Source organism: Alcanivorax nanhaiticus (assembly GCF_000756665.1).
In the GTDB taxonomy this organism is placed as follows: domain Bacteria; phylum Pseudomonadota; class Gammaproteobacteria; order Pseudomonadales; family Alcanivoracaceae; genus Alcanivorax; species Alcanivorax nanhaiticus.
The window spans coordinates 230,272-252,111 of record NZ_ARXV01000001.1; the positions used below are offsets into that span (position 1 = coordinate 230,272).

The following is a 21,840-nucleotide window of genomic DNA, read 5'->3' on the forward strand; positions in this document are numbered from 1 at the left end:
TTATTGAGAAGGCTATGCAATTTAATGAATCAAACCGTTACCCCTTCCCCGCTTGCGCTGTAGTGCAAGTCTTCGGCGATAAAGACTATTTCATCACGAAATACACTGGGGCCGGCGCCAGCAATATTCAGCTGCTTGACGAACAACAGGACGACGGCAAAACCCGCATTGCCGTGAGCCGTCAGGTAGATATTGATGTCGACGTTCCAGCCTTTGCACGCAAGTTTGTTCCCGACACCATTACCGTTGTGCAAGTCGATAGCTGGGATCAAACCACTCTGCGCGGCCACCTCGACATTCAATTCAAAGGCATGCCCGCCGTGGTGAAATGCGATATGACGCTGGCCGATGAAAACGACGGATGCGTGTTGAACCTCCATTTCTCAGTGAGCATCAACGTCCCGATCGTTGGCGACAAGCTGGCCAAAGTTCTGGGTGCCGATTTGAAAAAGAAATTCCAACGCGACTCACATCATGCACAGGAAGTCATGGCCGAATTTGTGCAGCGTTATCTTTGACATGAGCCAGGGAGCCTCTGAATCACTCCTTGCGTACTGAGCAGCACGCTTTTCCTTATGCTCGTGCCCTGATCTGCCAGCAGGCCGCATTGAATGTCACCGTATCCCCGGAAACAAAGGGCTCGAAGGCTTCTCTGACGACGGGAATAAGCCTGGCTTGCGTCGTTTCATCCAGATCGGGGAAAACGCGACCGAGCGGCCCCAGGCGGGTAAAGTAGCTTATCAACGACGTTTCGGGGAAAGAGCATTCGAAATCCAGTGGTTCGATACTGATGTGATGCCACTGCGCAGCCTCAAGAATGTTTTCCACACGTTGTGGATCTGCAAATGCGAACTGCCCAGGGGCGTCCGGGACGTATTGTGGCAGTGCGACGATGGACTTGGCCGCATGAGCCGCAGCGGTCATGAAAGGATTTTCCTTGGGGGAACGCCAGACGATGAACATCCCACGGGCGTCTCTGGCGGCGGCACGCCTCAGGTTCTGAAAGGCTTTTACCGGATCATCGAAGAACATAATACCGAAGCGCGAGACCAGCATGTCATAGCGGCCTTCACAGAAGTCGTAAGTGGCAGCATCGGCACAGATAAACTCCGGGGCCAGGTTTTCCTTTTCTCTCGCCTCCCTTTCTACCCTCTCCTCTTCTACTCTATCCCTTTCTTTATGGCGCCTTTCCGTGCCCTGTCGTGCCGCCTCAATCATGATCTCTGAAATGTCGACGCCCGTTGCACGGCCTTCAGCTCGCATATAACGGCTGATCGTGCGGGTTGTCCCGCCGGTGCCGCAACCGATATCCAAAACGCGCTGTGGTGACAGGCATTCCACCGCCTCAGCCAACAACACTTCAATGGGTTTGAACAGGTGATCCATCAGGCGCTGGGATTCCACCCAGTTGCGGCCACCCACGCTTTTCCACAACGTTGACGGGTTGTCAGGGGTCTCTGTTGAACCTTGCATACTCACTCTCCGGGAAACATCACCTCGATTTATGCGTGAGCATGCCACTTCAAGTCGACTTTAGGTCAAGATCCAAACTGGGACACCCATGAACTCTTCGCCGATGGGTGGGTGTCCTCATCTTTCACTTCAGAGATCAACCACTACACGTGATCAATATTTGGGAAATGGGAGAGCTGGCCCCGCTCTCCCATAGTGTTATCCAGCGATTTAACCCATCAGTGCAAATGGCGGAGCTTGTCGGGGTTGCGGACGACGTAAATCCCGGCCACTTTGCCGTTTTCAATCTCCAGCGCGGTGGTCTGAAGCTCGCCATCCGCCTCCAGGGACACAAATCCGGGCAACCCGTTGATGAAGCACGCCCGGACAAAGGTGGAGCCTTTCTTCTGAAACAGCATGGCCAGATGCCCCTGCAGCTTCATCACAGCGTCATAGCCCAACACCGGCTCCCGCACTGCTGGCCGCTTGCCGCCACCATCCGCATGCAGGCTCACATCCTCTGCCAGCATCTCGCCCAGCGCCTTCATGTCACCACTACGAGACGCGGCAAAAAAGGCTTCAGCCAGTCTGATTCCCTGCTGCTTGTCCACCGGAAACCGCGTGCGCGATTCCCGGACACGTACCCGCGCCCGGGAAGCCAGCTTGCGGCATGCCTCAGAAGACCGCTGTAATGTCTCAGCCACCTCATCGAACTCGACACCAAAGACATCGTGAAGCAGGAATGCCGCCCGCTCCAGAGGAGACAGGCGCTCAAGCGCCAGCATCAGCGGCAGGGTAATGTCCTCCTCCACCTGCTCTTCCACCAGCGGTTCAGGCAACCATGCCCCCACATAGACCTCTCTTCGCTGCCTGGCGGATTTAAGCTGATCAAGACACAGGCGCGTCACCGTGCGGCGCAGAAAGGCTTCCGGTGCCACCACCTCACTGCGATCCGCCGCGACCCAACGAATAAAGGCCTCCTGGACGATATCTTCGGCATCCGCCACCGAGCCCAACATGCGGTAGCACACCCGCATCAACACCGGGCGCAGCGGATCAAAAATCGCCTCCGCTTCCTGCATGGTCTCTTTGTCCATCCACTCACCTTCCTGCCACGGCTACCAGCTTCCCGGACTCGTACCACAAGCCAAACCCCACCGCGATACGGTTCCAGCCATTGATGATATTAATCATCATGGTCAGTTTAACCTGCTCCTCATGGCTGAAATGCGCATCCAGTGCCTCGTGTAGCGCCTCACCAGGTACCCCCTTCGCCAGCTCCGTCAGGGACTCGGTCCAACCCAGCGCCGCACGCTCCCGATCACTAAAACAAGGAGCCTCCCGCCAGGCGGAAAGCAGGTAGAGCCGCTGCTCGGTTTCACCGCTGCTCCGGGCTTCTTCCGTGTGCATGTTGATACAGTTGGCGCACCCGTTGATCTGGGACGTACGCACTTTTACCAGGTTAATCAAAGAGGCCTCCAGACTGGCAGAAATGCGTGTGGAGGCTTCCATCCAACTGTTCATGATGGCCGGGGCTTCTTTGAAAGGATCAAGTTTAAACGTCATGGTTCAAGCTCCGTCTATTGTGGTTGTTAAAACCAAGACGAAATAGCCACGATGAATGTGACATCAACCGTTAGCTTAACGCCAAAAAAACCAGCATTCCTTCAAATAGCGGATAACACAAAGGACTATGCCCTCGCGCCTGAAATCAGCTAGGAGGGCAAATCCGGTGGGAGCTGGAATGGAAGAGATGGATGTCCTGATTCGCCTCGTCTCGAACAAGCATATAGACAAGCCATTGACGTCACTAAACGCACGATGAAAGACCTGACCCCGGAGCTTAGAAGGCGGTATTTCCAGAGTAAACCAAGCGTACACCGATGGCTAAATAGATGAAGGGCCTGTTGCTTAAGTAAAGTCTTTTTATTTAAAAGCGAGAACCGATAGGCTAGACAACATCATGACAAACCTACATATGACTCATTGTTTTCTAGACAGATCTTTTGCAAAATTTCCCAAGATAGAGACACTTGGATGGTTCGTTAAAGAAATTAACTTACTCGCCATAGCTACTGGAACTATAGAATCTTTGTACATGTCGCATTTCAGCAACCTGATAACATTAATAATCAAGTCAAGGTTACGAAACTCAACCACTTTGGGTTTTTTTATTACATCAGCATGACTTACAGGAATTGTAATCACAAAAACTTGCCCATCTTCAGTATGAACAATAACTTTTCCACCGTAATAGGATGTCGCTCCGTAATGCATTCTATTTGAATCACCGGGAGTTATATAGCTATATATATAATGATTACTAAGTATAAGAAAACTATTCCTAGAAAGATAAAAAGCACCACTCTCATTTTTGCAAATGCTCAGCGCATGCTCGACAAACGGTCCATTTTTTTCAATACCAACAAGATTCAAATCTCTCTTATCTAAAAGATGATTGGCACACCTTCTAGCCACCTTATGCATATTAGCAGTTTGCCCAGAAAAGCTAAGTGGCCCATTTGAAATAAAAACAAAATCACCTAGAACCGAAGGCCTGCTCTGGTAAATTATTCTTACGTAGTGAAAAAGAATTAGCTGCTCCACAAGCCTAGACAAATAACCAAGAATGCCAACTGCTCCAAACTCCTCGTCAATAACTTCATGCAACCTAAAAACATCGGTTAAATAAATATCTCCGAACTCATTTGGAAAAGTATAGTCGGCCCTCATCTCACAGCGTTTAAGAACCACTTTCCCCTCTGCTGCCCCCAAGTTGGGGTTAGTCCCCAATTCATATGAATCATCTGGCTCATTTAAATACCGAGCAAAAATCAACCAACTAAGAGTTTCCATTAGACTTGATTCTTTAGATGGCTCCCTCATAAAAAAATCATAAATAGATTTTCGAATTGACTCATTCAATGATGAACTTTTATTAGAAACGACATTTTTTACAGGAAGCGCCAACTTAATTCTTTGTAGATTCTGCAGCGCCTTCATATCATCAGGCGAAATAAATGGCAGATCAGATATACTTACGAGATCATCTGTTGTAAAAAGTATCGCACCAAATTGAAAAAATGCGATCTGAGATGAGGGGAAATCTTTCTCAACATCAACGACAGTGTAACTACCATCAACCGTCAGCAAATGCTTTAATCCCAAATCCACTTTCTCGATCGCTTGTAATATTTCACCTCCTGACACAGCATCTGGCCCTGGCTTTTTGGGAAAACGACACCCGCTCAAAAATGCCCTGATGTAATCATCATTAATTATTTGAGAATGATTTGCTCGAGATTTAAAATTCATAACTAGCCCCTTTAGCACGCTCCCCTATCTTCCAGCCAAGAATTTATCTACCTGTATAGGAACAACAAATGGATTAGTATAAGTTTTCATTCGAACAAAACCTTTATCATTACTGGAGCTAAACTTAATCAACGAAGACATAAAATCTGAAAAGTCGTAATATTTTTTTAGCTCTTTAATTTCATCACTATTGTTCAAGTGCGCAATAAACCAATTTTGTGTATTCTTCAATATGTTCGAACTGATTGAGCTAACCTCTTGTGTTGCGTAACCCATACCTATATGTAATTTCGCCCCCTCTTTAGCAAGCCTGTTATATATCTGGCTTAAATCTTTATCCTCTTTTTTTGGAAAAAGATTATGAGCCTCCTCAAAATAGAACTGAATAAAGTTATTTGGCTTATTAAGGACAAATCTATTCATTGAATTATTAAATATCGCCTTGCATATTCTTTCAGAGAATAACGACTGAACAATCGGAGAACCTTGGGAAAGATCAACAATTACTATCTTTCCCCGACGTAGAAGGCTTGGGATCTCTTTCTCAAACGACTCATCCGTTTTACTTGTATGAAGTTGCAATAAATCCTTAGTCTTGATTTTTTTATATCCACTAACTTGATTATTTTTCCCTGGCTTTTTATAAGTACTTAGAAATACCATCAAAGTCTTTAAATCATCACTGGCCCACTCTCTCCCATTTTTCTTCTTATACTTATCAAATACGCTTTCGTCTTCATCATAATTTTCCCAAACCCATTCAAACCATAAGCATGCATCCTCGAGTGATATCCCCCTTGACGGATCTATTCCAGGTACACATACAGCACTATTTATTTCACTATTTCCTTGAAATTTAATGAGTTTCATATTCGAAGGCACAGAGAACCCTGCGCGGTATAAACAACATAAATAAGCTGCTTTAAGTCTATCAAACCTTGTACTTGCTGAACGGTCCACGCTATAGTCTTCAGGCGGGGACAGGTTTACCGCTAAAAAATTATTAACGTAATCGACCCCTCCTCCCCTTTCGTCTAAGTAGCTTTTAATAAGCTCAAAACCATTCTCGATCTCATTGTAAAAATTTACTTTTAAAACCTTAAAATCTTTTTTATCCAAAACACTGTATCTAGTCACCTTCTCAGCGAAGAGTTCATAAATAGCTGTCCCTTCGTCCTGTAGATTTGGATTTGCGTACTCGCCGTTAATATCGAATATAATTTGCCCTACGGGATACTGAGGAGCACCTGTCTGCTTATTAAAGGGAGGAGAATCATCGCTAGCATCAGGCAGGTTTTCCTGAGAAGCCCTTCTGGAAATTTGCTCAGTCGACTCAATGATTTTTTTTACTGTATTGGACTTCCCTGTTCTAGTCATTCCAAAAAGCGCGGTGCGCTTACCAACGAAATCTTGAGGACTAATAAAAACCTCCACATCGTCTATACTTGCCTGGAACCTTCTGGTTGAACTATAGCGAACGAGTCCAATCCTAGATTCATTTTCATTTCCAGGTATCAATCCTAAGTCCCGCTGATTGACTATCTTTTTTAATACATCACCGTCTGCTTTATAAACCTTATAATTATTTGCTGCATAAAAATTTTCTACGTCTGCACCAAACTCTTCTCTAATCTCTCCACCTGATAGCACTTTATAAAAAGCACCAAGCACTCTGCACTGCAAACCGGAAAAACTAAACTCATATCGAGTAAAATCATCCAGCTCACTGCTACTTACAGCGCCAGCACGACCACTAATATCATCCCCCTGCTTATAATAGTCCACCATTGAGGATATAACTTCGTTATCACTAGGTAGCTTCGTGTGCCCAATAACTCTTAGAAGCAACACCTCATCAACGCTAGGCTCCCCCTGATAAAAGGCAAGCAAGAATGCTCCTTGAGGAACCCCTTTCACCTTGTGTTTCCAGGCATCTGAGACAAGTAAATTGGCGGCCTCATAATCGAGGTAAAACAAGTTTCCAACAAATTTTTCCGGATCTTTTCCCTTGTCAAAAATATCGACACTAAGAATAGAGTTTAATTTCTGGCTGATCATCCTTTACTCCATTAAATTATTTCCAGCACAGAGCCTAGTTCTGGATCCTCGAACCTTATTATCGAATTATATGCATAGTCCTCATTAATCTCGGTGACTATCCATCGTCGCTTAAGTTTTTCTGCCACATATCCTGTTGTATTACTTCCACCAAATGGATCTAGAATAAGGTCGCCTTCGTCCGTTAGAAAATTTGTAAAAAAACTCACCAAACCGGCTTGCATTCGCGCCGGGTGCAGATCGACGCCTTCTTTTCTGCATCGCCGGTGAAAATAGTCATTTGAATTTGTGTTTGAAAAACTTAAGACGCTGTGCGGCAACCTTACATCTCTATTAGGATCAATCTGTTCAAGCTCAAATAAATTGTGGGCTATACTCCCCCCGTTATTATTAGCAAATGCCGAGTCACTAATTGCATGTTCAGAAGGACGCCTTCCTGAATTGTATTTTTTTGATGCAATTAATTTTTCCATTTTTTTACTATAGGGCCGCAAAACTTTTGAATTGTCAGCCTTTGGAAAATCTGATTTTGCCATCCACCAAACATGAGTGTAACTGTCAACCGTTCTCAATCTATTGACTGTGACCCACTGGGCCGGGGATGGAAGTTTAGAGGGATTGTATGAGATAAACTCTTGAATCAGCCTCAACTCAGACTCAGGGTTTTTGACAAGTCCAAGCAAACACTCTAGATGCAAAAGAGATTGGACAGGCCGACCTGACTCCCAAGAATTTCCTATCTCCATGACAAGTGAACCATCATCAGTCAAAAGATCACTGAACATTGGCGCCAACTCTGTAAACCAGCGCAGATACTCATCGCCTTGCAAATTTCCATATTTTTTTTTGTTATTTAAAGGAAATGGTGGAGATGTGATAATTAGCTGAAACTTGCCACTGTAATATCGGGAAAGATGATTTTTATATACTTCAATAGTATCACCCAACAAAAGCTTTCCATATTTTGTCTTGTACAATTCTCTGCCCATAAAATTCATCATTCATATATTTTAAATATGTCAAATATTTTGTCTGTGATTTTATCAGAACCGGTAACCAGCTTTTCCCCTCCATAGGATTCAATAATTCTTTCTTCCTCATCTAACATTTCCTGAGTAACTGGCACATCGATAAATCTAAATGCTTTTGCCAAACTAGCCGTCAGAATTACGTTTTGTTCTCCGGAAACCCTCTCTTTAAATTCCTGGCACAACCAGTCATTAATATAGGATTCGTTCTTAAGAGTTGCGCCGTAGTCTCCATCCCTGGTCACCAGAACAATATTTTTTTGGCTTTTTTGTGCACAAGCAATAATCCACTCCCAATTTAAGGCATCGCCAATTGATGTGTCGTTTTTCTTTCTAGGCGGATATCCAAGCATGAACCTTTTCACAGCAAGCCTTATAATGCGATCTCTGTCCGCATGTTCTTTTGTCAAATTAAAATCACTCTTACTGCGAAATATTTTTTCCAGATTATTAAAAACAGAATCATGCAGAAAAGGAGATTTTAATATGCCTTCAATTTCATTTTTAATTTTAGCTTGAAGCTGAGTCACCTCTTTTTTAAGCTCTTCTATTCTTTTTGCATCTTCGCTTTCTGCGAGTAAAGCCGGAACTGACAGATTATTCCAATCCGGATTTTTAAATTTTCCTTGAGATTCAACAATCACAGCCTGCCGATTTTTTTTATACTCCATCTCGACCTGGCTTCCAGTTATAATTATATCAGCATGCTCATCTAGCAACCTCAAATAAGAGAGACCAATTTCAGATTTTCTTATTCGGTAGAAATCCAAAAAAATATTTGTATCAATGAAGATTAAAGCATCCAATTACAGCTTTCCTTAATTCGGCAATCCACGTTGAAAATAACTTATCAAGGTTTGTGACATAGGAATCATATCCTCATTACCCACAAAACAGCCCCAGCCAAACGAATAACCCCCGCCCTTGCAAATCCTGATAACAGGAAAATCACAACAACTCACTTCCACGCCTTAAGCTAAAGACCAAGTGACGTTAGCTGTTGAACTAGAATAATTTTTATGCAACATCCCCTTATCTCTCATCCTAGAGAAGATAGATGAAATTGTTGATGAATTTCTAATTCCAGTTAAATCCCTTGCCTGACCATTATTTATTTCACCAAACTTTTCTAGAAATTTCACTATCACTGTCTCTGGGGGCAAATTCAACTCATGCCGAACAGTCACTTTTACAAAGTTTCCATCTTCGACGATTAGTGGTTCTTTTTTCCCAATAGATCTCATTCTTTGGAATGCAGTATTAATGCCTTCGCCTAGATCCTTATTCGGTGAGCCAGGGTAGCGAGACAACAATCGAACAAGCTTAGAGTTTCTACTAAATCTGTTATCTAAAATATTATCCACTTTCACAAATCCCGGAAGGCGGCCAGGACTCTTAATTTCCACTCTGTCATTAAAAATTCCTATGAATATATTATCCGATATAGAGTAGTCTCTATGAAGGACAGCATTTACCAAAAGCTCCCAGAGTGTTTCTTTGGGATACGATACAGGGATGAACCCGTCTAAAGACCACACTTTGACCTTTTCGAAAAGCTCTACCATTTTTTCATACGCATCTGTGATCTGGTGAAATATTGGCTTTTCAATAGAAAAAATATCATCAGTGAGTGCATCACGCTCCGGATCTTCATCCATTGTATTATAACGAGCAACCCTTATTGCACATTGCTTAGGAAGCATGGCCGATGGATTTTCTGAAAACATGAGAACTGAAGCAGCACGAGGAACCCAGTCTTTATCTACAAGATTTTGCTTTACCAGTAAATCTAAAGGCTCGATATTTTCAGAAGGAAGGTGCCCTACAAATTCAGCCAAATACTCTGATGACTCCAAACTATCAATGGAAGTATCGGGAATCAGTTCGTCCTCGTATGAGCGCTGACCTTTTGCATATGCCAACTCTGCAATCTTGAAATTTCCTTTAAGCTCTAAAGATTGGGCACTTTTCCTGACAATAACTTTTCTTTGGGCAGTCTCATGCACTTGACGCCCTTTCTCGATTGTTACCAGCAAAACGTAGCCAGGAATCGCTTCGTATCTTAAAAAGGTACACCTGTACTCTATAACTGGATCTGGATCATTTAGTGCCTGAATTATAGGATTAAATTTTTCAATTTTATCTACTGGTTTCCAACGTTTAATCGGATCAGATTCCTCTTTTTCGTCAGCAACACCAACGACAAACTCACCACCATCTGCATTGGCAAATGCGACAGCGATCCTTTGCACTTTATCGCCTTTAATTCCAAAGGCTTTTCGATCGAAGAAGTGGTCTTCTTCCCTCGCGCAATAATTAAGGACATCCTTTTTGGTTAACTTCCGTATTTCCATTCTCTAACACTCGAATTTTTATAGACTGTTTTTCTAGGACGCGAGCACAGCTCTGCCATTTCCCATCTTTTCTTTAATCAAACGTTTTACAGCAGAATGAATGATATCCAAATTTAATTTTCTTGGCTTTACTAATCGTTGCAAGAAAGCACCTATAACCTCTCCAGATGGTATTATTGTTTTAAGAACATTGGGTTAAGCTCTCGCCCGCGCCCATAACCTATTTATTCACCAAGCCGCGCCACCCTATCAGGCAGACACCTCATCCGCACTAACCACCGAACAACCCCAACCGTCGTAATCACCGCCATGCTGCTCAGCCAGCCCAGCCACCTCCATCACCACCGCATGAATTTCTTGCAGGGTTACCGGGTCTTCCCGGCGCACTTCGAGCACACAAGGGCTGTATTCATCGTCCCGCTCGTTGAGTTCGGTTACGAAACCCTGCGCCTGCACCTTGCTGCAGAATTCATCTACGCCTTCCTTGCCCGGAAAAACGACACAGTGATCAATAACACGGGGAACGGCGAGAGGGTCGTTGTGGCTGCGGAGTTGCTCCACCACTTTGAAGTCCATCATCCACCGGTGCCTCTCAGTATCGGGATAGAGGAATTCGGTGTAACAGGACCAATCCGGGTCGGGCTTGCTGCCTGAGCGGTATTCCAGCCCTTGCCCTTTCATGACTCTGGCCAGGATGTTATCCAGTAGATCCAGCTGCCCTTCCCTTCCGTAGAAGAACAGCTGCCAGTCGCCGTTGTTACGCAACCGCCCTACATAGTGCAGGCCAGCGTTGACGGCAGCGCCGGTTATGGCGTCTTCCAGGGGATTCAGCACGTCAGCCGCAGCCTGTGTCCCCATACCATGCTCGCCCGGATCAGAAATCTGCATCGTCGTCCACATCACGTGCCCATGGCTAGCCAGGGGTGCGACGCGTGCGTAGTACATGTTGAGGAAAATGGACGCCGACGCATGATCGACCTGACAAGGGTAAAAATCCCACGCATCAGGCACCTCAGCGGGTACGGGTTGCTGGTTCTTGTTCTTCTTCCATGGCCATTTCATGGCATTGCTTCCTTGTCGAGTTTAGCGAGAAGGAAGAGTTCGGCACGGATATACAACGAGCAAAACAGGAGGGGGCACGAGCACAACATCGCTCGCGGCAGTGGCCCGCAATAGCGGGTGATGGAACGGGGAAATCCCCATAACAACGGCATCCGATCCCTCTTCCCTGATTGGCCCACCCTCCTGGCAGACCTCATTCTTTTTCATTATTGGTTCCCGAATGTACACAATCTTCCGCCGCAAATAAATGAATAGGCTTCATTCCCGGTATTCCTTCGACAAGGGGCTGACAGTCAACAGCCATGGACCGTATGCTTCCCTCCGACATTTGCGCAGGAACTGGCCATGCCCCTCGATCTGAATGCTTACCTGAAACGGATACACGTGGATGGTGTGCCCGCCCCGACCCTGACGACGCTGGCCACTCTGCAGCAGCGTCACCTCCAGCACATTGCCTTTGAGAACCTGAATCCGCTGTTGGGCCTGCCGGTGCCGCTGGATATTGAGAGTCTGCAGCACAAGCTGGTGCAGCAAGGGCGTGGCGGCTATTGCTTTGAGAACAACCTGCTGTTTATGGCGGTGCTGGAGGCATTGGGCTTTACGGTTCGCGGGATCACCGCGCGGGTGTACTGGAATGCCCCGGAGGATGCCCAACTGCCCCGTTCGCACATGCTGCTGCTGGTGGAGCTGGACGGACAACGTTATCTGAGTGATGTGGGATTCGGCGGCATGACCCCCACCGCGCCCTTGCGACTGGATGACACCTCTGCCCAGGCGACACCACTGGAACCGTTTCGGGTGGTCCCTGCGGAAGATCATTACCGCTTGGAGGTGTGTCTGGGGGAACAGTGGCGGCTGCTGTATCGCTTTGATCTGATGACCCAATGGCCCATCGATTTTGAAATGGCCAACTGGTACGTGTCCTGCCACCCAAACTCGAAATTTGTGAACAACCTGATTGCCGTCCGCACGGAGGATGACCGCAGGCACACCTTGCTGAATACGCTCTATACCGTGCGTTACCCGGACGGCAGCAGCGACAAGCAGGACATCCCCAGCGCAGCGGCACTGGCCACGCTGCTGGCCGAGACGTTCCAGATTGATCTGACCGATCTACAGCAGCCTCTTGAGGCCACTCTGGTTGGCAAGGGCCTGGCTGACTCGTGAACGACTAGCCCATCAGCTGCGGGCATAACCCGCCGGGGACATTCAGCACCCAGTCGCGCACGGCCAGAATGGCGGGGTCGTCCTGGCGGCTTTCCGGGTACACCAGATAGAACGGCTTGCCTTCCAGCTCCGGGCCAAAGGGTTGCACTAACCGTCCTTGTGCCAGCTCATCTTCAATCAAGGGCCGACTCATCAAGGCGACTCCCTGCCCGCCGATCGCGGCGGAAATCGCGTGGGTCTCATCGGAGAATTCCAGACCCGCACTGACATCCAGGCCCGGTACTTTCGCGCGCTTTTGCCAGCCTGCCCAATCCATGGGGGTAACGGAAGCGCCGTGGGGACGGAAGTGGATTAGTGGGTGTTGGGGGAGCTGCGCCGGGTCCGTCAGGTTCAGGTAGGGGCTGCAGGCAGGGATAAAGTGGTTATCGAACAACTTCTCTGCCACCAGCCCCGGCCAGTGGCCATCGCCGTAGCGGATGGCCAGATCGGCGCTGACCCCATCCAGTGCCACGGATTCGTGGGAGGCATGGGTGCGCAGGTCGATATCGGGGTGGGCGTCCCGGAGTATGCACACCCAGGGCAACAACCAGCGCACGGCAACCGCGGGGGTCGTAGAGAGGGTGACCGCCTGACGCACCGGCATGCTCTGCAACCGCGCCACCGCCTCCCCAATGCTGTCGAACGCCACTTCAAGGGTCTGAAACAACTCCCTGCCCTGCGGCGTGAGCAGCAACTGCCTGGGCTTGCGCACAAACAGCGCGACGCCCAGGGCCTCTTCCAGCCCGCGAATATGATGACTGATGGCCGTGGCGGTGACCGACAGTTCATTGGCGGCGTTTTTGGCGCTTTCGTGTCGGGCGGCCGCTTCAAAGGCTCGCAGGGCAGACAGGGACGGCAATCGGCGATGGCTCATAGCTGAGTTTTACTCATTCATAGCAACAAATAATGATCGTTTGTGGGTGCTTATCCACTGGCGATAGGCTGATTTCACGCCAAAACATGAATGAGTTCAACTCACAATATCAAGGAGCCATACCATGCCCCATATTCTGCAACTGGATGCCAGCGCCCGCCCCGGCCTTGCCGGAACCGATGCCCACGGCTCGGTGAGCCGCCGCCTGACCCAGGGTTTTGTCCGTCGCTGGCAGGCTGGCCAGCCGGGCGTGACGGTGACTCACCGGGATGTGGGTGCCCAGCCGCCCTCCTTCATCGACCAGAGCTGGATTGCCTCTGCGTTTGCCTCGGCAGACAAACAACAGCCTTGGATGGCAGAGGTGCTGCACGAAAGCGACGTGCTGATTGATGAACTGATTGCGGCCGACGTGGTGGTGATCGGTGCCCCGCTCTATAACTTTGGTATGCCCGCCGCACTGAAAGCGTGGGTGGATCAGATTGTGCGGATGGGCCGCACTGTGGAGTACGACGAAACCCGCCCGGAAGCCCCTTTCACTGCCCTGCTGAGTGACCGCCCCCGTCATGCGGTGATCCTCTCCTCACGGGGCGGGACCGGGTTTGAGCCCGGCGGCGAGCTGGCCGCGTTGAACCATCTGGAGCCCAGCCTGACCACCGTACTGGAATTCATCGGCATTACCCGCATTCACCGTATTGCGGTGGAACATCAGGAAGAAGGCGGAGAGCGGCTGGCCGAGTCTGTTGAGCATGCCGAACAGCAAATCGCCGCCTTGGTAGCGCAATTGCAAGACAGTGTTAGCGACGTGCAGACAATGGCTCGCCTGGCGTGAGCTGTTTATCCGGCCGGGCTCCCGGAACAAGAGCCCGGCCTGTTGCTCCCTCTCCCTTTACCTTTCTCTCTCACCCTCACCGCCATGGGCATGGCGCTCAGTGCGGTATTGGTATTCTGTTCGTCCCACACACTGGATGCCTCACACCCTGAAGCCAATGGCGAAAGCCCGACGGATTTCCCCGCTTATACCAGATGGTAGATGCGGCCGGGTTTTCTCCGCAGGCATGATTCCGACCCGAACCAAACGCACTACATACGGGAAGGACTATGCAAAAGACAATCACCGCCATGGCAATCACCGCAGCGCTGGCCAGCGTCACTGGCCACGCTCAGGCTTTCGAGGCTTTCTATGCCGGGGCATCACTGATCAAGGCCGAGGCGGATTTTGACATCACTGTCACCGGCACCAACGGCCAGCAGGAACAGGCTGATCTGGATGCGGATAGCGTGACCGCTGCAGGCTTGTTTGCCGGCTACGGCCAACGCTTTGGCCAGTGGTATCTGGCCGGTGAGCTGGAGTGGCGGGACAGCATGGGTGATGCTTCTACCACTCTGTTCAACGGGGAGCTGGAAGCAGAAACCGACAGCGTCCTGGGGCTGAGCGTGATACCCGGCTATCTGGTGACAGAGGAGCTACTGGTTTATACCCGGCTGGCTTATCTGGAAGGCGATACCGATTTCACCGTTACCAACCAGAACAACGGCATGAGCGCCACCAGGAGCGACAGCGGCAGTTACACCGGCTGGGGCCTGGGCACCCGTTATCAGTTCACTGAGCAGCTCTCCGTTCGGGCGGAGTACCGCGCATTCGATGGTGACAGCCTGGACTACGTGATTGATGTCCCTTTCGAGGCGGAACCGAAAGATATCAGCGCGTTTGAGCTTGGTGTGATGTATCAATTCTGAGCGATAACCACACGGGGCCACTGGCCCCGTTTTCATGTTGGCTCAGCGCCCTCCATCAGCTTGAGCAGCGCATCCATGCAGGCATCACTATGGGTGAGGCTCAGGGTCAAACCGGCATCCTCAATCACCTGAAGCTGAATTGGCGCATGCAGCGCGGTGAGGCGTTGAACCTGTTCGATGGGAAAGGTGGTATTGCGTGCGCCCGTGATTACCTGCACGGGTAACCTGAGCTGGCTGAGCAACGGAGTCCAGTCCGTGGCCACCACCACCTGCATATCCAGTTCATGCCCGCGGGAGTGTTGTTGCAGATTGAAGGCATAGGCGCTCATCGACACCGTGCGGCCCTGAGGACTCTCAAAGAAAGGCAGCTCATGGGGCGCTTCATCAAACACCATTTCCATCCAGTGCTCGGGGCCATATTTGCGGGCCTTCATCTGCCCCAGCCTGAGCAGTAGACGAATCATCCAGAAGGCGTGACGCGCCGACCAGATAAACATGCGCTGATACCGGGGAATATGATCAAACCCGGCCTCGCTGTCGTAGGGGGCGGGTGGAGAAATGGCCAGCAACCCGGCCGCTCGTTGCGGCCACCGGGCTGCCAGCGCCACGGCTGGCACAAATCCGAAATCATGGCTTTCCAGCCATACCCGTGACCAGCCCAGCACCTCCAGCACGGCAGCAATATCCTCCAGCTGGGTGCGCAGCACATCTTCTTTTTTGCCCGGGGGTTGGGTGCGGCCATAACCGGGCCGTTCCACCAGCACCACGTCCAGACCTTCACGGCTGGCCCTTACCCGATGTGATTCCAGTTCCCCTGCGCCAAAGTAGGCACCGTGCAATACCAACACCGGCTTGCCGCCGGGTTTGCCATAGCGGCGCCACCCTATCCGCCGGGTATCACGGATCAACTCTTCCCGGAACAACGGCTGGCTGGCAAGCGCCATGGGTGGCGATACCTTCGCAGCAGCGCTCTGCGGCTGGCTGGCAATGGCGGATGCCAACGCCGCCGCCTGCACCTGGCTGGATGCTCCCAGCTTGGCCAGCAAACTCTTGATTTGCTGCCTGACCGTGCCTACTGAACTGCTACGCTGCCGGCTGATCTGCTCACTGCTCATGCCCTGGGCCAGACAGGCCAGGATCTCCCGCTCAGCGTCGGTCAGCAGAAAAATTTCTTTCAGCGCATGATCCATGGCGGCTGACCACTGGCATTCAATGGCGCGGAGCACAAAGATCTGGTGCAACGGCTGATACACCCCGATAAACATCAACGGCGTTTGCTGCTGGGTATCGGGATAGGTGCGCAACAAGGAAGGGCCATCATGCTGGACGATACGCTGCTGAAAGGCATCAAATTCATCGTGGCGAATCCCCAGTTTCGCCATGTCATTACCGGGGAGGGAGCCAAACAGGCTGTCTGCGGCCGGGTTACTGGCCAGCAGCCTACCCTCCGCTGACAACACCACTGCCGGGGCACCCTGATCATTCACCAGTGCCCGCAGTTGATCGTTCAGCTCTGCCTGCTGCTCTACCTCTTTCATCAGCAGCGCCAGCGTCAGGGCAGTATCCGAATTCAGCCCCTGCTGCTCGCGGGTCGCCGGTTCCAGAAAGGCCACCAGCTGCTCGTAATCCTGTTTCCCCTGAATGATCGACATCACCAGTGCTTTGAGGTCGTCATCCTTTAGCGGCTCCCCAGCCGGTGACAACCCGGTTTCATGACTCATGATTCTATTCCCAACAGCACACCCCGTTTCGCGCCCTAAAGCGTTACAAGCTTAGCAAACGCTCACCCGGAATGCCCAAGGAGCAAAGAGGTTGGCCATTTCTCTTTAGGACAAGCGATGCGCTAGCCCCACAAGGAAGGGACGTCATAAGCCCTATCTACCCGCCAGAGATCATGCGTTTTTGCTCAATCGCGAGTGCATTCTGTCATGCGGCGGGCACTTCCTCTTTGTCGTTGGCTGTAAAACCATCATGAACAATAAAACCAGACAGGGAATAACGCGCAGGCTACCTCCTATACTGACAACAAAAAAAAACGAACCTCTGTAAGAGGTTCGTTTTTCATTACCCAAGGAATAACCGGCGTTAGCGGACTAATTCCGTTTTGGTACCGGCCGGTACGGATGCAGCCAACTCAGGAACGCATCCACGCCACGAGTCTGAATCCACACCTTGCCTTCCCCGCTGAAACGGCAGACAAAGCCTTCGCCTGAGAAGAACAGGGATTTATAGCCACCCACTTTGGATACCTTGTAATCCAGCCCTTCGGTGAAGGCCACAATGTTGCCGGTATCCACCACATAGTCGCCTTTCACATCGATTTCGATCATGGCGCCGTAGGTGTTGAACCAGAGATCCCCGGTGCCTTTGGCACGGATCAGGAACAGGCTCTCTCCCGAGAAGAAGCCCTTGGTGAGGCCCTGCCATTTACTTTCCACTTCCACTTCCGGACCTGAGGCCACAAAGGCGGAGTTTTGCAGATAGATGGTGTCGTCGTTCAGGTAGACGTGCCCCATATCGCCCGGCGCTGCCGGCGCGATACCGATTTCACCCGGCCCACCGGCTGAGGTGAATTCGTTGATGAAGATGGATTCACCGGTGACAAGACGTCCCAGGCCACCGCGCATCCGGGTTTTCATTTCCAGATGGGTATCCATGGTCGCCATGGCAGATGCTTCAACCTTGATCATCTGATTGGCGGGCACGGTCACTGTGAGAAAACTGAAGTCCGGACGCCCTTCGATTTTGAAAGCATAGCCGGGGTGATCCTTATCGCTTTCTATCACTGCATTATCGGGCGTGGCCTTCTCGGCAACGGCTTCGGCTGCGGGGGCCTCACTGACAGGAGCCGGTGCCGGCTCGGCCACGGTCTGGCTGGCAGACTGTTCCAGGGTGACCCCGATGCCCAGGTTCTGCAGCGCAGCACGAAACTTTTCGGCCACATCCGGGGTGACATTCTTGCGAATCACCACTGGAGCGCTGCGCAACACTTTTGATGCTTTTTCTTCTTCCGTTTTGAACAACGCGGCAAATCCGGTAATAGCCTGCTGCAGCGCGGTTTCATCGAAATCATGGTGGATGCGAATATTCACTGTCTCGCTCATATCATGCCTCCTATGCGCGACGCTGCTTGAGGCCGGGCGACATGGCCCAACCGAAACTGCTTGGGTTATGAGACTGGCACCATACCGTTCCCTTGCCCTTGAATTTACACACCATGCCTTCCCCACCGAGGAAAGACTGCAACCAGCTACTACCGGCCTTGGTGATGGAGAAATCCAGCGTTTCGTTGAAAGCCACGATATGACCGGTATCGACGATGTACTCGCCATCCACTTCCACCGGATAAATAGCACCAAACGAGCTGACCACCAGCTTGCCGCTACCTTTCAGGTTCAGCCAGAACACACTCTCCCCGGAGAACAGTGACTTGAAGCCCTGCCAGCCCAGATCAATCTCGACGCCGGATTCACAACACATAAACGAACCGCCCTGCACAATCAGGCTTTCGTTATCCAGCTCGTATTCCATCATATCGCCCGACAAGGTTGTGCCCATAATCACTTCGCCCTCACCGCTGGGAACAGAGAAGTGGTTCAGGAACAGGGACTCGCCGGCCACCATACGTTTCACCGCCTTCAACAAGCCGCCTTTGCCGCGCTTGTGGGTGGTGGTTTCAATTCCCATGTTGCCACTCATGGCAATCATGGCACCGGCTTCTGCGGTGCAACTTTCCCCTTCTTTCAGGGTAATTCTGGCCGCGGCATTACCGGGGCGATGCAACAATTCAATATCCATTTTTCCCCCGGTTAGCGCAGTTTGGGATTCACCCAGCTGGTGATACCACTGATTGAACGAGTCTGAATTACCACGCGGCCTTTCCCTTGCACGCGTGTCACCAGACCTTCGCCACTGAAAAAGCTGGAAAACAGGCCGGCAGCCAGCTGTAGCTTGAGCTTGATGGTCGGGTCGTACGCCACCAGGTGGCTGGTATCAACAATAAACTCGCCGTCCACTTCCCGCTCAAGCAGTGCACCATAAGCGCCGTACCAGACCTTACCGGTACCCTTCACTTCCAGCCGGAACAAACCTTCACGGGCAATCCAGGAAATGAAACCTGCCCAGCGCAGCCCCAGAGATACGGTTTCTTCACAAGCCAGAAACGCCCCCGGCTGCAGAAACAGGCTGTCGCCATTCAGTTCATGGCAGCGCACTTCACCGGGCGTGGGCTGCACAATAGTCAGCCTGGCCGGGCTGTCAGCATTGTTGGTAAAGCGGCTGACAAAAAGGGTTTCACCCCCCAAAAACTTGCGCAGCAAGCCACGTAGCAAGCCACCGTTAAAAATGGCTTTCAGATCCAGGCGGGCATCCATGCTGGACATGGCATCGGCCTCGGTAATCACACTCTCACCAGGCTCCAGATCCATATCAATGTAGGAAAACGCCGCACCCCCTTTAATTTCAGTTTTCATTTATTGCTCCCCAAGTTCACTTTGCGTGTTTTCATTCAGGTCATCCTTTTCCCTGTTATCGTCCTGTGGCATTGCCGCCACCGCTTCCCTGACCTGCTCCTGCAAGGCCAGAAACTCCTTATCCAGATTGCGATAGTTGCCCTTTGAGTCCGCAATCATGGATTCCATGTTTTCGATTCTTTCTTGCGTGGCAGGATGGCTGCTTAACAGCGGCATGAGGTTATCAATCACTGCCTGACTGTCTTCATCTTCCAGCGCCTCACGCCGACGAGCCTCCTCTTCGATAATTTTTTCGAAGAACGACACTAGGCCATTGGGATTGATATTCGCTTTCTCCAGCAGATCAAAGCCGCGCTTGTCGGCGTCGGATTCGAAATCACGCGAGTAGCTTTGAGAAAGCAATAGTGGGGCAGCGGCACTAATCATGGCCATGATGCCGTTCACGTCTCCCACCAACGCTTGCACCGTCAGTACCAGCCCCGCTCTCGCCATGATCTGTCGCACACCATGTTGTTCAGTCACGTGGGCAATTTCATGGGCCAACACACCGAGCACTTCATCGGCATTTTCCGCGCGTAACAGCAGCCCGGAGTTCAGCACGATATAACCACCGGGTAAGGCAAAGGCATTCAGTTCGGAGTCATTGGCAATGTAGACGTTAAAGTCATAGCGGGAGGTATCTGCGCTTTCCAGCACCGGGGCGATAAGCGTTTGCAGTGAAGCTTTCGCGGCGTCAGTCTCGATCATGTTCTGGTTGATCTTGTACTGGGCAAGCGCACTTTCCCCAAGGGATTCTTCCCACTCAGCGGGCAAGGTCGGGGCAATCCACCCGGTAACCACATCCATATAAAGAATGAACAACAGCGGCACCGCCACCACCAGGCTTGCAACAGCACCCAACACGCTCCAGTTGAAAACGCGCAACCGACGAGCCCCCGCCACTTGGCGCGACAGGCCTTTGTGTTGTTGAAAATGCGGGTTCTTCAGTACGGAACGATCTGAGGTGTAAAGCTGCCAGTCGGGGTAATCAGGGTGCTCGAAAAATACCAGTCGATCGCTGGCACCTCCCAAGCGCGCCTTGACGCCAGCAAGGGGAAAGGCAACATTGCCTGCATCATTGCGGAAACGCACGGCACTGGCATCGATAGTGATGGTTCCAGATGCTTTTCCTTTGGCAAAAGCATCATGGAATGCGTGGCCCTCGACCTGTTGTGTCGTCACTTTTTCCTCCCTGAAAGTGCGTCAACGGCGGCAATCCGGTGCTGTAATGCCCTGCACCACCGCCTGGTTCGAGCGCCCTTTATAGAGAAAAGCCCCTCCTCCGTAAACCTTTATCATTATGAATAAGGTACGGAATTTCTATTAATGCAACCCTCAAGCGTGCTTGCCAGTCTCTTCTGTCATGGCAATCAAGCGAACGGCAGTCCCAGCCTCAGGCCCCAAAAGCATCACAAAAGAAGATCAATTCAAGTAATTTTTCTCCATTTTTATCAACTTTAAAGATACTAAAATACACCTCATTACCGATCAGGCATCTCCGCCTGATTGAAGGAGGTCACCATGATTAAGCTTCGCAACCGCAATGAACTGGGCCATGCCCGCCATGGCTGGCTGGATACGCGGCATCATTTTTCCTTCGCCAACTATTACGATCCAGACCGAATGCATTGGGGAGACCTGCGAGTATGGAATGATGACACCATTGCCCCGCAAACCGGCTTCCCTGCGCATTCACACCGGGAGATGGAAATCATCACCTACGTGCGCAAGGGCGCTATCACCCACAAGGACAGCCTGGGCAACACCGGGCGAACCGAAGCGGGCGATGTGCAGGTGATGTCTGCAGGTACCGGCATTACGCATAGCGAGTACAACCTGGAGGACACGGAGACAGAGATTTTCCAGATCTGGATTCTGCCCAATGCCACCGGGATTGAACCTGGCTGGGGCACTCGGCCTTTCCCGAAAGGCAGCCGTGCGGGCGCGTTTGAAGTGCTGGCCAGTGGCTATGACACGGATAACGACGGACTACCGATTCATGCCAACGCACGAGTGGTGGCGGCAACCCTGAATCAGGGCCAACTCACCGAGTACCCTCTGGAAGCGGGGCATCATGCCTACCTGGTTCCCGCTAAAGGCCGTGTTCGCGTGAACGGCGTACTGGCTGAAACCGGCGACGGCCTGGCCATCCGCGATGAAACCGTGTTGGTGGTGGAGGCAGAAGCCGACAGCGAGGTCGTTCTGGTAGAAACGGCATAATGGCACAGGGCTCTCCCGCAGAG

Annotated in this window: 20 protein-coding genes; 5 read left to right on the top strand and 15 right to left on the bottom strand. The window is 50.8% G+C overall.

Annotation, left to right across the window (positions count from 1 at the left end; genetic code table 11):
- The first annotated feature begins 14 nt into the window (after positions 1-14).
- Positions 15-518 carry a DUF2505 domain-containing protein gene (locus tag Y5S_RS01035; RefSeq protein WP_035229509.1) on the top strand — a complete coding sequence of 168 codons (504 nt, stop codon included), beginning with the start codon at positions 15-17 and terminating at the stop codon, positions 516-518.
- 55 nt (positions 519-573) lie between these two features.
- Here Y5S_RS01035 and Y5S_RS01040 read toward each other — a convergent pair whose 3' ends face one another.
- The 9 genes from Y5S_RS01040 to Y5S_RS01080 form a co-directional block, all read right to left on the bottom strand.
- Positions 574-1,386 carry a class I SAM-dependent methyltransferase gene (locus tag Y5S_RS01040; RefSeq protein ID WP_231552599.1) on the bottom strand — a complete coding sequence of 271 codons (813 nt, stop codon included), beginning with the start codon at positions 1,384-1,386 and terminating at the stop codon, positions 574-576.
- Between the two features lie 305 nt (positions 1,387-1,691).
- Complete coding sequence (locus Y5S_RS01045) at positions 1,692-2,549, bottom strand: sigma-70 family RNA polymerase sigma factor (RefSeq protein ID WP_035229514.1); 858 nt, start codon at positions 2,547-2,549, stop codon at positions 1,692-1,694.
- A 4-nt stretch (positions 2,550-2,553) separates the two neighbouring features.
- Positions 2,554-3,018 (bottom strand): carboxymuconolactone decarboxylase family protein, encoded by a 465-nt coding sequence (locus Y5S_RS01050; RefSeq protein WP_035229517.1) that lies wholly within the window; start codon positions 3,016-3,018, stop codon positions 2,554-2,556.
- A 417-nt stretch (positions 3,019-3,435) separates the two neighbouring features.
- Positions 3,436-4,767 (bottom strand): DNA double-strand break repair nuclease NurA, encoded by a 1,332-nt coding sequence (locus tag Y5S_RS01055; protein WP_035229519.1) that lies wholly within the window; start codon positions 4,765-4,767, stop codon positions 3,436-3,438.
- A 24-nt stretch (positions 4,768-4,791) separates the two neighbouring features.
- A complete protein-coding gene (locus tag Y5S_RS01060) occupies positions 4,792-6,825 on the bottom strand; it encodes an ATP-binding protein (protein ID WP_035229521.1) in 2,034 nt (677 codons plus the stop codon).
- 11 nt (positions 6,826-6,836) lie between these two features.
- Positions 6,837-7,826 (bottom strand): DNA-methyltransferase, encoded by a 990-nt coding sequence (locus tag Y5S_RS01065; protein ID WP_197055064.1) that lies wholly within the window; start codon positions 7,824-7,826, stop codon positions 6,837-6,839.
- Positions 7,823-8,659 (bottom strand): PIN domain-containing protein, encoded by an 837-nt coding sequence (locus Y5S_RS01070; protein ID WP_052041290.1) that lies wholly within the window; start codon positions 8,657-8,659, stop codon positions 7,823-7,825. Before Y5S_RS01070 ends, Y5S_RS01065 begins: the two co-directional genes overlap by 4 nt.
- 165 nt (positions 8,660-8,824) lie before the next feature.
- Positions 8,825-10,207, bottom strand: a complete 1,383-nt coding sequence (locus tag Y5S_RS01075; RefSeq protein ID WP_035229526.1) for an ATP-binding protein — start codon at positions 10,205-10,207, stop codon at positions 8,825-8,827.
- Between the two features lie 249 nt (positions 10,208-10,456).
- Positions 10,457-11,269, bottom strand: a complete 813-nt coding sequence (locus Y5S_RS01080) for a DUF695 domain-containing protein (RefSeq protein WP_035229528.1) — start codon at positions 11,267-11,269, stop codon at positions 10,457-10,459.
- Between the two features lie 345 nt (positions 11,270-11,614).
- Here Y5S_RS01080 and Y5S_RS01085 point away from each other — a divergent pair, with 345 nt between their 5' ends.
- Entirely contained in the window at positions 11,615-12,436 is an 822-nt protein-coding gene (locus tag Y5S_RS01085) for an arylamine N-acetyltransferase family protein (protein ID WP_035229531.1), read from the top strand.
- Positions 12,437-12,440: 4 nt separating this feature from the next.
- On the opposite strand, the gene Y5S_RS01090 is transcribed toward Y5S_RS01085, so the two are convergent.
- Entirely contained in the window at positions 12,441-13,349 is a 909-nt protein-coding gene (locus Y5S_RS01090; protein ID WP_035229533.1) for a LysR substrate-binding domain-containing protein, read from the bottom strand.
- Positions 13,350-13,473: 124 nt separating this feature from the next.
- Between Y5S_RS01090 and Y5S_RS01095 the strand changes: the two genes are divergently transcribed.
- A complete protein-coding gene (locus Y5S_RS01095) occupies positions 13,474-14,178 on the top strand; it encodes an FMN-dependent NADH-azoreductase (protein ID WP_035229535.1) in 705 nt (234 codons plus the stop codon).
- A 269-nt stretch (positions 14,179-14,447) separates the two neighbouring features.
- Positions 14,448-15,086 carry an outer membrane protein gene (locus Y5S_RS01100; protein WP_035229538.1) on the top strand — a complete coding sequence of 213 codons (639 nt, stop codon included), beginning with the start codon at positions 14,448-14,450 and terminating at the stop codon, positions 15,084-15,086.
- A gap of 32 nt (positions 15,087-15,118) precedes the next feature.
- On the opposite strand, the gene Y5S_RS01105 is transcribed toward Y5S_RS01100, so the two are convergent.
- The 5 genes from Y5S_RS01105 to Y5S_RS01125 all read right to left on the bottom strand — a co-directional run bounded on the left by Y5S_RS01105 (position 15,119) and on the right by Y5S_RS01125 (position 20,779).
- A complete protein-coding gene (locus tag Y5S_RS01105; RefSeq protein WP_035229541.1) occupies positions 15,119-16,807 on the bottom strand; it encodes an alpha/beta fold hydrolase in 1,689 nt (562 codons plus the stop codon).
- 372 nt (positions 16,808-17,179) lie between these two features.
- Positions 17,180-18,190, bottom strand: coding sequence for a TIGR00266 family protein (locus Y5S_RS01110; protein ID WP_035229545.1), 1,011 nt, complete (start codon positions 18,188-18,190; stop codon positions 17,180-17,182).
- 10 nt (positions 18,191-18,200) lie between these two features.
- Entirely contained in the window at positions 18,201-18,884 is a 684-nt protein-coding gene (locus Y5S_RS01115) for a TIGR00266 family protein (RefSeq protein ID WP_035229547.1), read from the bottom strand.
- An 11-nt stretch (positions 18,885-18,895) separates the two neighbouring features.
- Positions 18,896-19,558, bottom strand: coding sequence for a TIGR00266 family protein (locus Y5S_RS01120; protein WP_035229549.1), 663 nt, complete (start codon positions 19,556-19,558; stop codon positions 18,896-18,898).
- Entirely contained in the window at positions 19,559-20,779 is a 1,221-nt protein-coding gene (locus Y5S_RS01125) for a M48 family metallopeptidase (RefSeq protein ID WP_035229552.1), read from the bottom strand.
- 339 nt (positions 20,780-21,118) lie between these two features.
- On the opposite strand from Y5S_RS01125, the gene Y5S_RS01130 reads away from it, so the two are divergent.
- Complete coding sequence (locus Y5S_RS01130; RefSeq protein WP_035229554.1) at positions 21,119-21,817, top strand: pirin family protein; 699 nt, start codon at positions 21,119-21,121, stop codon at positions 21,815-21,817.
- Positions 21,818-21,840 lie beyond the last annotated feature (23 nt).